This is a genomic window from Pedobacter arcticus A12 (genome assembly GCF_000302595.1).
GTDB classification, from domain to species: Bacteria; Bacteroidota; Bacteroidia; order Sphingobacteriales; family Sphingobacteriaceae; genus Pseudopedobacter; species Pseudopedobacter arcticus.
Genome location: NZ_JH947127.1, coordinates 894842 through 910381 on the forward strand (window position 1 = coordinate 894842; position 15540 = coordinate 910381).

Genomic DNA, 15540 nt, shown 5'->3' on the forward strand with positions numbered 1-15540 from the left:
TCACATGAAAGCATTTTCAACATATATTATAGCATCGGTTATAGGCTTAGTATTACTAAGCAGTAGCGCTTGCAAAAAAGCTTTAGAAGAAAAACCGTTCTCGTTTTATTCGCCAGAAAACTTTTATAAAAACGAAAGTGATGCAAAAGCAGCAATAAACGGAGTTTACGCAGAACTTTATACTTATGATCTGTTTATTCAACCTTTTTGGAATATGACTGTTTTAGACGATGACCATGTTTCTGGTGCAGATTGGTTCTTAGGAAGTACGGGTGCTGGTAATCCTCAAAATTATTGGGGAGTAGATGGTCCTTGGATTGGCTGTTATACTGTTATTGCTAGAGCCAATACAGTTTTAGAAAACGTACCAAATATCACTGATATAGATCCTGATGTTAAAAAACGAATTTTGGGTGAGGCTTACTTCTTACGAGGATGGGCTTATTTTCAATTGGTACAGCTATATGGTGGCGTACCTATCCGTTTAAGCTCTGTTTCTGCCACTAACCCTAATACAAATGTACCAAGGGCTACCGTAAAAGAAACTTATGAAGCAGTAATTGCGGATTTGAAAGCTGCGGAAACAAACTTGTTGCCTTATGGTCATCCGAAAGCTGGTGATGCAGGAAGGGTAAACCAAGGTGTAGCCAAATCTTTTTTAGCTAAAACCTATTTAACAATGGCTTCTGGCGCTTCAACTGGCAACATCATGGTTCGTGGAGGCACAGATAATGGCTATTATACTTATACCAAAGATGTTGTAAAGGGATTAGAAGGTTTAGACGCGAAGGCTTATTATACTTTGGCTAGAGATAAAGCCCAAGAAGTAATTTCGAGCAATCTTTACGAACTAACACCTAACTGGAAAGACCTTTGGAGTATTGCCGGTCGAAATTCAAAAGAGCAAATGTGGGAAATCCAATCTTTAGCTGGAACCGAATTCATCAACAATTTAGGCGTTTATTTTTCTGCTCGTTCTACTTTTGGTGTTGGTGCTGTATGGACAACCAACAACCATTACAAAGATTATGACATTTTGGACAAAAGAGTGCTTGATGGCATCACCCATAACTATCAGACTTTACAAGGCACCTATATTTTTTATCCGCAAGCGCAGGCAGCACAATATAAAGTAGTAGATGGCATTACTTACAACAATACCGGGAGTACCACCGCAGAAAGAGCTTATACCATTAAATACAGTAGTGTAGCTGATCCAACGGTAGCCAACAGCGATGCTTTTTATCCATTGCTTCGCTATGCAGAAGTTTATTTGATGTATGCAGAAGCAGAAAACGAAGTAAACGGCGCTACTCCAGATGCTTACACCGCATTAAATAAAGTTAGATTTCGTTCATTCCCTACAACAGGTTCGCCAGCGGTACCAGTACCAGAAGCATATGCTCCAGCCGGAATGACACCCGAGCAATTTCGCAGTTATGTATTGGCTGAAAGGGCAAGAGAGTTTAATTTAGAAGGTATAAGAAGGTTTGATTTGATGAGATGGGGCATTTACCTTCAGGTGATGAATAAAATTTCTACCGGACAGAATAATATTTCAAAGGTACGCAATACAAGAAACCTATTGTTACCAATACCAATTAACGAATTAAACTCAAACACAGCTATCCCAGGCAATAACCCTAACTGGTAACTTTTACAACTAATTTTTCAAAATATGAAAATGATCAGAAAATATATAAATGCGGGCTTAGTTATGCTAACATTTATGACTATTGTTGCTTGTAAAAAGGATAAAAATGAAAGCACCGCGGTTCCAACTTTAAGTGCAGTAACCAATTTGACCAATAGATCGGCAAATTTACCATCTATAGGCTATGGCGAGTGGATTATCATTACAGGTAAAAACTTAAGTACAACATTTAAAGTTGATTTCAATGGCGCTATAGTCAAAGATTCATTAGTTTTTGCTAATGACACTAGCATTACGGTAAAAATACCAGCAGAGTTAGTAGACCCGGTAAACAACCCAATAACGGTAACAACTAAGTACGGAACGGCTACATTAAACTTTAAAATTATGCAGCCAATGCCTAGAGTAGACGATTTTAATCCTGCTGCCGGCGCACCAGACGATGAAGTAACCATCATGGGCGCTTACTTTAAAGGCGTAACCAACGTAACAATTAATGGCCTAGCCGCAACAATTTTATCTAGCACTAAAACAGAGATAAAAGTAAAAGTACCTGCTGGGGTTAGTTATGGCGCTGTCGTAGTTACAACACCCGTAGGTGTAGCAACTGCTACCAAAACATTCGGATTAAAACATGTGATTTACGATGACGCACTAAGAAACAGCTGGACAAATACCTCCTACTCTACTCTGGGTCTTGTTTTTAATAATTCGGACGTGGTAAGAAGAGGAACAAGTTCAATTTTGGTAAATCACAAAGGCTTTTCAGCTTTGAGATTTAGATTATCATCTAAATTCTCTACAACGGGCTACACCATGCTTAAACTTTCAATGTATGGAGGTGTAGGTACCCAAGGTAAAAAAGTTAAAATATCTGTTTCTCCAGCTGCGGGCTCTTATGAGCTACTGCTAACAGAAGGAAAGTGGACAGACTATCAAGTACAATTAATCAACATCGGAACACCAGCAACAATAGAGTACTTAACTTTTCAGGAATTTAGCGGTTTTACATCGAATATTTATGTAGATGATATTGGCTTCTATTAACAATAGTAACAAACACATATTAAGAGTCTGATAATAAAAAATTCAAATCTCAAGATTCAACATCCCGTATCAGAAAATATTGGGGTAAAACGAAAAAGAAAGAAGGGCTAAAATAATGCCCTTCTTTTGGGATATGGCAGCTAATAAAGCAAAAAGGACAATTATACCAAAACCAAGCTGCACAAACCATAGCTGCTTTGCTGGGTTTTAAATTTGAAAATGGTCATATAATTGGAAATGCAATTCAACAAGTTTTAACACCACAATAAGTTTAATTGGCATTTATGAAAATCAACATAATTATTTTGATGCAGGTTTTCCTTTTTTCTTTAATGGGAAAGGCAAATGCACAATCACTGATTGATAACGCGGCAACAAAAGAAAGCCTAGCGCTTTATCAAAACTTGCACAAATTAAGCAAGAAACACACAATGTTCGGTCATCAAGATGATTTGGCTTACGGAGCAAATTGGAAATATGTACCCGGCAAAAGTGACATCAAGGACATCGTGAATGATTTTCCTGCCGTCTATGGCTGGGACATAGCCGGTCTAGAATTAGATGCTGCTAATAATATCGACGGTGTGTCATTCGATAAAATGCGACAATACATTAAAGATGGATACAAAAGAGGAGGCGTAATTACGATAAGTTGGCATTTCAACAACCCATTGTCGGGTGGGTCTTCTTGGGATACTACAAAAAATGCTGTTGCCAGTATTTTACCGGGTGGAATAAAACATGAGCTGTACAAAAACTGGCTAGATAAAGCCGCTGTTTTTATGGCTACCCTCAAAGGAGATCAAGGCGAAGCAATTCCAATTTTATTCCGTCCTTTCCATGAGTTAATAGGTAACTGGTTTTGGTGGGGTAAAAACACTTGCAGCCCCGCTGAGCTAAAGGAAGCTTGGCGATTTACCGTAGATTATTTACGCAACGAAAAAAAAATGCATAACCTTATTTATGTATATAATACCAACGGTGTGTCAAACGAAGAAGCATTTTTAGAGCGCTACCCCGGAGACAGTTACGTGGATGTAGTCAGTTTTGATCTGTATCAGTTCGCAGCGCAAGACAAAAACGTATTCATAGATTCTGTAAAACACGAACTACAAATACTCACCGCAATAGCATCACAAAAAAACAAGTTAGCCGCTTTTGCAGAAACAGGATTTGAAGCCGTTCCAGACCCCGAGTGGTGGACCGGAACTTTATGGCCCGCCATTAAAGACTTTCAACTTTCTTATGTGCTGGTTTGGCGCAATGCTGGCTATATGCCTTCCATACAAAAAATGCATTATTACGCTCCATTTAAAGGTCAGGTTTCTGCCCCAGACTTTAAAAAATTCTATAAACTCAGGAAGATAATGTTCGAAAAGAAATTAAGACGGAAGAACATCTACCAATCACGATAAGGCACCTATGAAGCTACAATCAATAGACATTATAATTCTTGTCACCTATCTGGTTTCCATGATACTCATAGGTTTTTATATGAGGAACAAGGCGAAGCAAGATAAAGACAGTTACCTCATGGGTGGCAAAAAACTGCCTTGGTATATGCTTGGCTTAAGCGATGCCAGCGACATGTTTGATATCAGCGGAACCATGTGGATGGTAGCGCTTTGCTTTGTGTATGGTTTCAAAAGCATTTGGATTCCTTGGTTATGGCCTGTTTTTAATCAGGTTTTTATGATGATGTTTTTATCTAAATGGTTAAGGAGAAGTAACGCCACTACCGGTGCAGAATGGTTAAAAACCAGGTTTGGACTAACCGGCCCAGGGGTTAAAGGTTCACACATTATAGTAATTGCGTTTGCACTCATTAGTTGTTTAGGATTTTTAGCCTATGGATTTGTAGGCTTGGGTAAATTTATGCAAGTTTTTATCCCTTGGGAATTAATAAAAGATTACGTTCCGTTCCATGTAAGCGAAAAATACGTCCCTCATTTCTATGGTATCGTATTCACCCTATTTGCTATGTTTTATTCCATTTTGGGTGGGATGCACAGTATTGTTTTGGGCGATGCCATTAAATATTGCATCATGACTTTAGCCTGTATCGCGATTGGGGTAATTGCCGTACAACACTTAAAAGGACAAACGCTAAATGTACCTGCAGGATGGAATGATCCGTTTTTTAGCTGGGAACTAAATCTAGACTGGAGCAAAATAGCCGCCGACGCCAATAAAAAAATAGCAGAAGACGGCTTTAGTTTATTCGGTATTTTCTTTATGATGATGTTGCTGAAGGGCGTATTCGCATCACTCGCTGGTCCGGCACCAAACTACGACATGCAAAAAGTACTAAGCACTCGCAGTCCTAAAGAAGCCAGTAAAATGACCGGCTTTGTAAGCATCATCTTATTGCCAATCCGCTACAGCATGATTACCGGCTTAACGGTTTTGGCCTTGTTGTACTATAATCAATTGTATTTAAAAGGACCAGATGGCGTAACAGATTTCGAAAGGATCTTACCCGAAACCATAAACAACTTTCTGCCAGTTGGTGTATTGGGTTTAGTGCTAACCGGCTTACTGGGCGCTTTTATGGGAACGTTTAGCGGCACATTAAATGCAGCACAGGCTTATATCGTAAATGACATTTACTTAAAATACATAAACCCCGATGCACCTACGAAAAAAATAATTTCCATGAACTACATTGTTGGTGTAGTGGTAGTGATTGTTGGCGTCTTCTTTGGCTTTATGGCCAATAATGTGAACGACATTTTACAATGGATTGTAGGAGGTTTATATGGTGGATACGTAGCCGCCAACTGTTTAAAATGGTATTGGTGGCGCTTTAATGCAAATGGCTTTTTCTGGGGAATGGCAATTGGCGTAGGCGCTGCTTTATTAATGCCTTATGTAACTACCGGCTTGCCATTATATTGGTGGCCTGCTCTTTTTGTATTATCTATGATTGGCTGTATCGCTGGCACTTACGCTACTCCAGCTACTGATGAAAGTGTATTAAAATCATTTTACAAAACCGTAAGACCTTGGGGTTTTTGGAAACCAATACATGATTTGGTAGTTGCAGAAGACCCAACTTTTAAAGCAAACAAAAACTTTAAACTAGATATGTTTAACGTGGTGCTTGGCGTTATAGCGCAACTTTGCTTAACCATTTTCCCAATGTATCTCATTACAGGAATGTACTCGCCTTTATGGATAACCATCGGCATTTTGACCGTAATTATTTTGGTTTTAAAAAGAACTTGGTGGAACAGATTAGAAGATTAAGAAAACATTTATGAAAACAGATTTCGAAGAACGTATTTCACAGTTGGCACTGAATCAACAAGCGCTGATTAAGGAAGATAATTATATCATTACACCCGGCAATGGTCTTTTTAACCGTTACCAAAACCCCATTTTAACCGCTGCCCATATTCCTTTTACTTGGAAATATGACCTTAATCCAAACACAAATCCATATTTGATGGAACGTTTTGGAATAAATGCTGTTTTAAATGGAGGCGCTATTAAATGGAACGATAAATACATCATCATGGCTAGGGTTGAAGGAAACGACCGGAAATCTTTCTTTGCAATAGCCGAAAGTCCTAACGGGGTTGATAACTTCTCTTTTTGGGATTCACCTGTTCTAATGCCAGAAACCGAAGAGCCAGACACAAACGTGTATGACGTTAGGCTGGTACAACATCAAGACGGCTGGATTTATGGGCTTTTCTGTACCGAAAGAAGAGATCCGTCTGCCAGTGAGGGCAACCAATCCGCAGCTGTTGCACAATGTGGAATTGCCCGTACAAAAAATTTAAAAGATTGGGAACGACTGGCAGATCTTAAAACACCATCACCACAACAAAGAAATGTAGTACTACATCCAGAATTTGTAGACGGTAAGTATGCTTTTTACACTCGACCACAAGATGGTTTTGTAGAAGCTGGGAGTGGCGGAGGTATTGGCTTTGGTTTATCAGAAACCATACAAAATGCAACTGTTACCACAGAAAAAGTGATGGATAAAAAAGTTTACCATACCGTTTACGAAGCAAAAAATGGTCTCGGTCCTGCCCCGCTAAAAACCGAAAAAGGATGGTTACATTTGGCTCATGGTGTAAGAAACACTGCCGCCGGGTTAAGGTATGTACTCTATATGTTTATGACAGACCTTAACGATTTAACCAAAGTTACACACAAACCAAGTGGCTATTTTTTAGCTCCAGAAGGTGATGAAAGAATTGGAGATGTATCAAATGTAGTTTTCAGCAATGGTTGGATAGCCGATGAAGACGGAACCGTTTATATTTACTATGCATCATCAGACACCAGAATGCATGTTGCAAAAAGCTCTGTAAATCAACTGTTAGATTATGTAATAAACAACCCTGAAGACGGGTTACGCTCAGCCACTTCGGTGCATACTATTCTTAATATTATCGAAAATAACAATAATCTCGCTGCTAAACAAAAGAATTCTTAAATACGAATATACGCCCTGCCAAATAAATGAATTTAGAAAGTATCAAAACTTACGCTTCTGAGGTAAAAACAGAATTGCATACCATTTTAGAATGGTGGGCAAATCACACCTTAGACAAAGAAAACGGTGGTTTTTATGGCAGAATAGCTAATGACAATGCTGTTATACCAAACGCAGAAAAAGGATTAGTACTTAATGCAAGAATACTTTACACGTTTTCGGCTGCACATGCACTATCTCCAAAAGAAAATTATCTGGCAATAGCAAACCGAGCGTTTAATTATCTCATTGAACATTTCTCAGATAAAGTTAACGGTGGCTTTTATTGGTCGGTAGATGAGAAGGGTAACATGCTCGATGCAAAGAAGCAAATCTACGGGCAAGCTTTCGTCATTTACGCTTTCGCCGAATACTACAAAATCACCAACAACGAAATTGCGCTGTCCTATGCCAAAGAAATCTTCTCCCTATTAGAGCTTTACAGCTTCGATAAGGCAAACACAGGTTATTTAGAGGCGTTTACAAAAGAATGGCAGCCCATTGCAGATCCGCGGTTAAGCGATAAAGACCAAAACGAAAAGAAGACCATGAATACGCATCTACACATAATAGAAGCGTACGCAAATCTGTACTCCGTTTGGGAAGATGAACGATTAAAGACAGCGATTAATAGCTTGCTAAAGAACTTTAACGAACATATCATCAATAAAGAAACCAACCATCTCAACCTGTTTTTAACGGAGCAATGGGAAGTAAAATCGAGCATAGTTTCTTATGGTCACGATATAGAAGCCGCATGGTTATTACAAGAAGCTGCAGAGACTATCGGCGATGAAACCGCAATTAAAATGTTTAAAAACATAGCACTAAAATTGACAGACGCTACCATCGAAGGCTTAGCTAAAAACGGCGCATTACATTACGAACTTGACAAGAAAAACTCGCATTTGGTTGAAGAATTTCATTGGTGGCCACAAGCAGAAGCCACGGTTGGTTTTTATAATGCCTGGCAAATTAATGGCAATCTTGATTACTTATCAAAGAGTTTGCAAAGTTGGACTTTCATTAAAAACCACATCAAAGATTATGAAAATGGCGAATGGTTTTGGGGGGTAAATGGTGATTATTCACTAATGTTAAACGAAGACAAAGCTGGCTTTTGGAAATGCCCATACCATAACGGTAGAGCTTGTATAGAAATAATCAAACGAACTGCTCAAGATCAAAGTTAGGATTTACTTTAAATTGGTTAAAGCGTTTCGTTTGTCCTAGACCTGGGTTTGTCGCTAGGAAACTTTACGATAGAATAAAACGCAGAGTCCCTGAAAAAGGAGACTCTGCTCGGACTAACTAACCAACTAACTAACTAACTAACTAACTAACTAACTAACTAACTAACTAACTAAAAACTAACCTATAAAATCAAAACCAGTAAAGGGCACCAAACATTCCGGCACTTTTATACCATCTTCCGTTTGGTAATTCTCTAAAATAGAAGCCAATATACGAGGCAAAGCCAAGGCGCTTCCGTTCAAGGTATGTGGCAAAATAGTTTTACCTTCTTTTCCTTTATAACGTAATTTTAAGCGGTTACTCTGGAAAGTTTCAAAGTTAGAAACAGAAGAAACCTCTAACCAACGTTCTTGTGCTGCGCTGTAAACTTCCATATCATACGTTAAAGCAGAAGTAAAACCCATGTCGCCACCACATAATCGTAAAACACGGTATTGTAAACCTAATTTTTGTAATAAACTTTGAACGTGTAAGCTCATTTGTTCTAATACTTCATAAGATTTATCTGGATGAACAATCTGTACAATTTCTACTTTATCAAATTGGTGCAAGCGGTTTAAACCACGTACGTGTGCACCGTAAGAACCTGCTTCTCTACGGAAACATGGTGTATAACCACAATTTCTAACGGGCAATTCTTCCTCTTTTAAAATTACATCACGGTAAAGATTGGTTACCGGAACTTCCGCTGTTGGAATCAAATACAAATTATCCAAGCTAACCCGGTACATCTGTCCTTCTTTATCTGGCAATTGCCCTGTTCCAAAACCCGATGCTTCATTCACCAATAGCGGAACCATCATTTCATCATAGCCAGCTTTTTCTGCTTCGGCTAAAAAGAAATTGATTAAAGCCCTCTGCATTTTAGCACCTTTTCCTTTATACACTGGGAAACCCGCCCCCGTAATTTTTACGCCTAATTCAAAATCAATTAGGTTATATTTCGACGCCAATTCCCAATGCGGCAAAGCGTTTTTTGGTAAATTTGGTAATGCTCCGTTGCTTAAAATAACTTCATTTTCTTCTGGAGTTTTTCCTTTCGGAACGCTACTGTGTGGTAAATTCGGCAATACAATCAATTTCTGGTGCAACTCATGCTCAATAATTGCTAATTCTTCCTGAAGACCTTTGATTTCTGTTTTGTACTTTGCGGTATCTGCCTTTAGAGTTTCCGCATCTTCTTTCTTACCGTTTCTCATCAATTCACCGACTTGCTTTGAGACAGCATTTGAATGAGCTAATAAATGTTCAGCATTCAATTGCGTCTCTTTTCTTTGATCATCCAAATGGATAATCTGGTCAACTAATTCTGGCTGATTGAAATTCTTTACGGCTAATCGCTCTAAAATTTCCTCTTTATTTTCGCGGATATAACTAACTTGCAGCATCTTTCTAATTTTTTACAAATATAGTATTGCGTAATTGATTAACTACAATTCTATCACTAACAATCTTTAATAATGGAAACAAATCGACTACACAACTTAATTTACACAGTAGGTAGAATTACTCCTAATGGAGTAAATCTGTTAGGCAGCTGTTTTTTATTAAATAATGCTGGACTCCTTGCTACTGCTTCTCATGTCGTAAATAATGACGATAAAAATCTTGTAGTATTTGTTTCTGATAACAACAATTTGTTAGGTTACCAAGACACGTCGGATAATGCTGGGCGGGTAATTCCTGTTAGTATTTATAAGGTTGATCCAGTAAGAGATATATGTATTCTTAAAAGTGACACCAATGTAACGTCTAATATTAGGTTGCAAGGAAGTGACAGCGTCCAAGTTATGGAGAATATAGGCGTTATTGGATTTCCTCATTGCACTGACGGAAGAAACATATTAACTTTCCAGAACACCACTGTAGGCGCTAAAGTATTAATAGAATCATCGGGGATAAAATCAAAACACTTAATCTTGAATATACAAACTAGACCAGGACAGTCAGGAAGCCCTATTTTTAAACTTTCAGATATGACACTCGTAGGAATGATTATAGGTGCCTATTGTCCGAATGGAGGAGGTAGAGTATTAATTGGGGGGGTTGACCCATTATCACTAAATCAAACCACACACGCAGTTTCTACAGAATATATTTCTAAAATGATTTGATTGTATGGAAGAACTATTAAATATTGTTAAAGCGGAAAACGAAGAATTATTATCTACTTTAGATCCTTATCAAAAAGATATCATCCAAACCTTTCTTGATAACAACGCTAACAATTATTCAGACGGCGTTGATCGCTGGCTAAATGCAACTCTTTCAAATACGTCAAATTTTGGAGGAGAAGGGCGTTCTAAAGTTTATCGTGAAAAATTACTAGAAGAATTCGAAAAGTTTCTATGTGGAGACGACAAGTACGAAGAAGATAGAAAAAAAATAGAGCAAAGTTCTGATAAGTCCCACAAGTATATCGTCGGAGTGTTATCTGCCGCCATCGGAAATTCTTTAGGGATTTCCGGGATATTTCTAGCCCCGGTAATAGTATTATTAATTTTAAACATCGGAAAAATGGCTTTAAATGCTTGGTGCGAAATGAGGAAAGACTCAAGAGACAATAAAACCAACAATAATCTATAATTCACAAACTTTGAACGGCAAACTTTACTTGGTGCCTACACCAATTGGCAATTTAGAAGACATTACGTTAAGGGCTTTACGCATTTTAAAAGAGGTGGATTTGATTTTGGCCGAGGACACCCGTACATCTGCACCCATGCTTAAACATTTTGAGATTGATCAGAAAGTTTTTGCCCACCATCAACATAATGAGCATAAGGCTGTTGCAGAGATTGTCAAATTTTTAAAAGAAGGTAAAAATATCGCCTTAATTTCTGATGCGGGTACACCAGCCATCTCAGATCCGGGATTTTTATTGGTTCGTGAGGTTTTAAAACACAATTTACCGGTAGAATGTTTACCCGGAGCAACAGCTTTTGTCCCAGCTTTGGTCAACTCTGGCTTACCAAACGATAGGTTTACTTTTGAGGGATTTTTACCTGTAAAGAAAGGTCGGCAAACGCGTTTAAAAGATTTGATTTACGAACAGCGCACCATGATTTTTTACGAATCTCCGCATCGGTTATTAAAAACTTTGGAAGAATTTATCGAATATTTTGGTAAGGAACGGCAAGCAGCAATCTCTCGCGAACTGACCAAAATGTTTGAAGAAAATGTGCGGGGAACTCTAACAGAGATTAAAACGCATTTTGAAGAAAACATTTTAAAAGGCGAATTTGTGATTATAGTTGCTGGAAGCGACAAACCAGCGCCAAAAAAAGACGAAAAATATTATAAATAATGAAAAGACATATCTGGCTGGCTTTACTTTCTAGCTTTTTACTTTGGTTGGCTTGGCCACCTATCCCCTACACTTCCGTTATTTTGCTATTTGCTTTTGTGCCGCTGATGATCGCTTTGCAGGAATTATCAGAAAGGGAAGGCGCTAAAAAACCGATATTTCTAACAGCTGGTTTAACGTTTCTGTTGTGGAATACTGCTTCTATTTATTGGGTTTTCAATTCTTTAAATGCAGTAATGCCGACGTTTATTGCAGGTATATTATCGCTGATTCCTTTTGGATTGGGCGCATTATTAATGACTTTGAGTTTTTGGTTTTACCGAAAAATCGCTGGTAGAACTAAACCGCTTATCGCCGATATTTGTTTGATAGGTTTATGGATTAGTTACGAATATTTGCACCAAACATGGGATTTAAAATTCCCGTGGATGACATTAGGTAATGGTTTTTCCACTTCGGCACAATTGATACAATGGTATGAATATACCGGAGTTTACGGCGGAACACTGTGGATTTTAGTTAGTAATATTTTGATTTTTAGGTTCGTTTTACAAGTTAAAAAGTCAAAATTAAAAAGTCAAAATACGAGTGGAGACAAAGCTATCGGGAAGAAATCAAGCTTAGCTTTAATAGGTTCAATTGCATGGATTGTGATTCCGATGACTGTTTCTTTGTTAATCTACAACGATTATGAGGAAGAAATTAATCCGTCCGATGTGGTAGTCGTTCAGCCAAATATAGATCCTTACGGAAAAAATCACACCTACACTGCCAAGGAGCAATTAGACAAATTAATAAAACTAAGTAAGGAAAAAGGTCAGGTAAATACTGAATTTTTCATTTGGCCAGAAACTGCTTTGATTGGATATACGCAAGAAGATGAATTTATTAATAGTCAGAATTTCACTACAATAAATCACTTTTTAGACAGGTTTAGAAATGCAACCGTAATTACTGGTGCAGAAACTTACGCTGTTTATCAGAACAAAAAAACAGAGTCTGCAAGGTTGGATAAGCAGAACAACATTTATTGGGATAGCTTTAATACTGCTGTGGCTTTAGAAAATTCGCCGAAACTACAGTTTTACCATAAATCAAAATTGGTGCCTGGCGTAGAGAAAATGCCTTTTCCTTTTTTACTGAACGTCTTAAATCCGCTTTTTGAAAAATTCGGAGGCACAACAGGCGGTTACGGCTCACAAGCTGAACCGAGCAATTTATACAGCGCTAGCGGAGTTGGTGTAGTCCCTGCTATTTGCTACGAATCTATTTGGGGCGATTGGGTGGCTAAATCAGTGAGTAAAGAAGCGCAGTTTATTGCCATCATCACAAACGACGGCTGGTGGGGAAACACTTCTGGCAAAGACCAGCATTTAGATTACGCCAGGTTAAGAGCGATTGAAAACCGACGTTGGGTGGCTCGCTCTGCAAATACGGGAATTTCCGCCTTTATCAATCAGCGTGGTGATGTAGTGCAAGAAACAGAATGGTGGCAAGAAGCGGTAATTAAACAGGATATCAACCTAAACTCTGAACTCACTTTTTATACCAAACATCAGGATTGGATTGTTTATCCGTTTTTGGTTATTGGGGTTTTGAGTATTTTGTTTTCGGTGTTTGTCGGGTTTGTGAAAAGGGAGAAAGTTATTTAAATAATTATTCAGACAAAATTCTATACAACTCCAAATTAAGGTAATAGCTATTTCCTTGAATCATTCTTTTCTCAACAATTTTCATATCTGCTAATTGATCAAGGTATTTTCGAGCTGTATTTTCCGCATATAAACCTTTTTGAGTCAAATGCTTTACCCTTGTAAAAGGTTGGGTAAATAGCGCTCCAATTAACGACTCTGGCCTTGCAATACTAGTCTCTTGTATTAGCGCTCCCAAAATAGCGTCCTTTGCTGTCACAATTTCGTTAACCTTGTCGTACGTTAAATTAGCTGTTACCTCTACCGCTTTTAGCATAAATAGTAGCCAGTTTTTCCAACTACCTCTTTGGGAAATGCCAGATAACCCTGAATAATACTCATTTTTATACTGTAAAATATAGCTACTTAGAAATAATATAGGATAATCTAACAAGCCTTTTTTTGTTAGATAATGAATATTAAAAATCCTTCCTGTCCTACCATTCCCGTCTCTAAACGGATGGATTGCTTCAAATTGAAAATGTGCCATCGCCATTTTAAGTATAGGATCTAGCGCATACTTTTCGTCGTCGTTTAAAAAATCACATAGGTTCAGTAACTTGGCTTCCACTATACCTTTTCCTCTTGGTGGTGTATAAAAAGCTTTACCAGCATTTGGACCAGAACCACCTTCTTTAATATAAATCTGTGCTATTGGCCCCCTTATTCCATCACTATGCTGACTTACCTCTTGATACATCCGTACAAAATAATGCTTGTCAAATTGATTGATTTGTAGATACTCACATCCAAGCCATAAGGCTTCTTTATAATTCAGGATTTCCTTTTCAGCACCTGGTAATTGCCTTGTCTTCTCTTGGCTATAAGCTTTGTAAAGTTCATCATCTGTAGTGAAAATATTTTCAATCTGACTAGATGCTTTTGCTTCCTGTAAACTCAACGAATTAATCAACAACCCCTGATTAGGAATAGCGATACTTCTACCTTGTAGCCTAGCCAAAGCCGCTTTAGTATTTCTTAATGCTTCATGAATTTCTAAATCTTTGTATAGTGAATCATCTAGAGGGAGATCTGGCAGGTCATTCCAAGGCTTTGTTCTATCCGGATTAATACAAAAAAAGTAGCTAGCCTCAATTTTTATTAATTTTAATGTTAGACTCAATTTACACCTTAAAGAAGATTGCTTATTTAACGCCTAACATCAAAAACAAACATATTTTAATGTTATATCTAATACTTAACCTTAAGTAACTATCAGTTGCCATCATAAACATCAAAAAAAACGATAATTTAACTTTAACCTATGTTCAGCTTTTACTTCTAAATTACCAATGTAAGAAAACAGATAACCCGGTAAAGTCGGCTCATTGAGTTTCTCACCTATTTGTGAGCTGTTTCAAATCGTTCAACATGTACGACGTTCTTAAGCAAAGTTCTATTCTAGAAAGAATTAATCGTGACCTCTCCCATCCCATTCTTCTCGTAAACTGCCAAGCAAAGTCTTTTAAATTGCTCATCAAAAAAAGGGTCCATTAAGCTGAGCGTTTTAGGAAAAGGTTTGTCTTGATCGAAAAAATAAACCTTCGTATTACCGTATTTGGTATGAGGCATAAAATCGCCGTATGTTTTCATATCCGCAAAATTGGCTGTATCGACTGTCACTACATAAGCTCGTAAAATTGGCCCGTCATTTTGTTCGTTTCTTTCAAAATTTATTTCCTTAAATTTTGTTTTCAGATCTTTAACACCCGGTTGTGACAGGCTATTAAAAATCATTACACCAATTAAAATAACGACGGCGGAGATGAGAATTGTTTTACGGTTGAGGTTTTTCATGATTCTGTATTCGTTCGAGATTGCAAGGTATTGCTTTTAGTCCGGAACTGGCCTTTATCTTTTACTCAGATTTTTCGATTTAGAAAGTCTGTGTTAGGGATAGTAGCGACAGCTTTTTTGGCGTTTGAGCGGAGACACGAGTGAAGCCAAAAAACTATAGCGGATAGCCCGACCGCGGTTCTTCACCGAGGTAACACCCAAAAGCTTAATTTAATAATCAAAAACGCTCCATTAGGAATTTCTTATTCATAACCTTCCCTCTTCAGCCTAAATCCTGACATCTTACAGAAGTATTTTA

General features: G+C 37.8%; 13 protein-coding genes. 10 read left to right on the top strand and 3 right to left on the bottom strand.

All coding sequences use genetic code 11. The features are described from left to right. The first annotated feature begins 4 nt into the window (after positions 1-4). From B176_RS0115620 to B176_RS0115645, 6 genes are all read left to right on the top strand, one after another. A complete protein-coding gene (locus B176_RS0115620; protein WP_017259766.1) occupies positions 5-1654 on the top strand; it encodes a RagB/SusD family nutrient uptake outer membrane protein in 1650 nt (549 codons plus the stop codon). Positions 1655-1684: 30 nt separating this feature from the next. After that, positions 1685-2701: an IPT/TIG domain-containing protein gene (locus tag B176_RS0115625; RefSeq protein ID WP_161603034.1), complete on the top strand. Its 1017-nt coding sequence runs from the start codon at positions 1685-1687 to the stop codon at positions 2699-2701. Positions 2702-2985: 284 nt separating this feature from the next. Next, a complete protein-coding gene (locus B176_RS0115630) occupies positions 2986-4116 on the top strand; it encodes a glycoside hydrolase family 26 protein (RefSeq protein ID WP_017259768.1) in 1131 nt (376 codons plus the stop codon). Positions 4117-4123: 7 nt separating this feature from the next. Next, positions 4124-5950 (top strand): sodium:solute symporter family protein, encoded by a 1827-nt coding sequence (locus B176_RS0115635; protein ID WP_026063380.1) that lies wholly within the window; start codon positions 4124-4126, stop codon positions 5948-5950. Between the two features lie 10 nt (positions 5951-5960). Further along, positions 5961-7154, top strand: a complete 1194-nt coding sequence (locus B176_RS0115640; protein ID WP_017259770.1) for a glycoside hydrolase family 130 protein — start codon at positions 5961-5963, stop codon at positions 7152-7154. A 26-nt stretch (positions 7155-7180) separates the two neighbouring features. Then, on the top strand, positions 7181-8386 hold the full coding sequence (locus B176_RS0115645; protein ID WP_017259771.1) for an AGE family epimerase/isomerase: 1206 nt from the start codon (positions 7181-7183) through the stop codon (positions 8384-8386). Between the two features lie 177 nt (positions 8387-8563). Here the strand turns inward: B176_RS0115645 and serS are convergent, their stop codons facing one another. Continuing rightward, positions 8564-9835 (bottom strand): serine--tRNA ligase, encoded by a 1272-nt coding sequence (gene serS / locus B176_RS0115650; protein WP_017259772.1) that lies wholly within the window; start codon positions 9833-9835, stop codon positions 8564-8566. Between the two features lie 72 nt (positions 9836-9907). Between serS and B176_RS0115655 the strand changes: the two genes are divergently transcribed. Genes B176_RS0115655 through lnt form a run of 4 tightly spaced genes read left to right on the top strand, consistent with a single transcriptional unit; the run spans position 9908 to position 13406 of the window. Then, complete coding sequence (locus B176_RS0115655; protein WP_017259773.1) at positions 9908-10561, top strand: S1 family peptidase; 654 nt, start codon at positions 9908-9910, stop codon at positions 10559-10561. Positions 10562-10565: 4 nt separating this feature from the next. Beyond that, positions 10566-11033 carry a hypothetical protein gene (locus tag B176_RS0115660; RefSeq protein WP_017259774.1) on the top strand — a complete coding sequence of 156 codons (468 nt, stop codon included), beginning with the start codon at positions 10566-10568 and terminating at the stop codon, positions 11031-11033. A gap of 10 nt (positions 11034-11043) precedes the next feature. Beyond that, entirely contained in the window at positions 11044-11754 is a 711-nt protein-coding gene (gene rsmI, locus B176_RS0115665; RefSeq protein WP_026063381.1) for a 16S rRNA (cytidine(1402)-2'-O)-methyltransferase, read from the top strand. Next, complete coding sequence (gene lnt, locus B176_RS0115670) at positions 11754-13406, top strand: apolipoprotein N-acyltransferase (protein ID WP_017259776.1); 1653 nt, start codon at positions 11754-11756, stop codon at positions 13404-13406. Before rsmI ends, lnt begins: the two co-directional genes overlap by 1 nt. Before the next feature lie 4 nt (positions 13407-13410). Here the strand turns inward: lnt and B176_RS0115675 are convergent, their stop codons facing one another. Then, positions 13411-14568, bottom strand: a complete 1158-nt coding sequence (locus tag B176_RS0115675) for a Fic family protein (protein WP_017259777.1) — start codon at positions 14566-14568, stop codon at positions 13411-13413. Positions 14569-14846: 278 nt separating this feature from the next. Next, positions 14847-15182 (bottom strand): hypothetical protein, encoded by a 336-nt coding sequence (locus B176_RS0115680; protein ID WP_154648016.1) that lies wholly within the window; start codon positions 15180-15182, stop codon positions 14847-14849. Positions 15183-15540 lie beyond the last annotated feature (358 nt).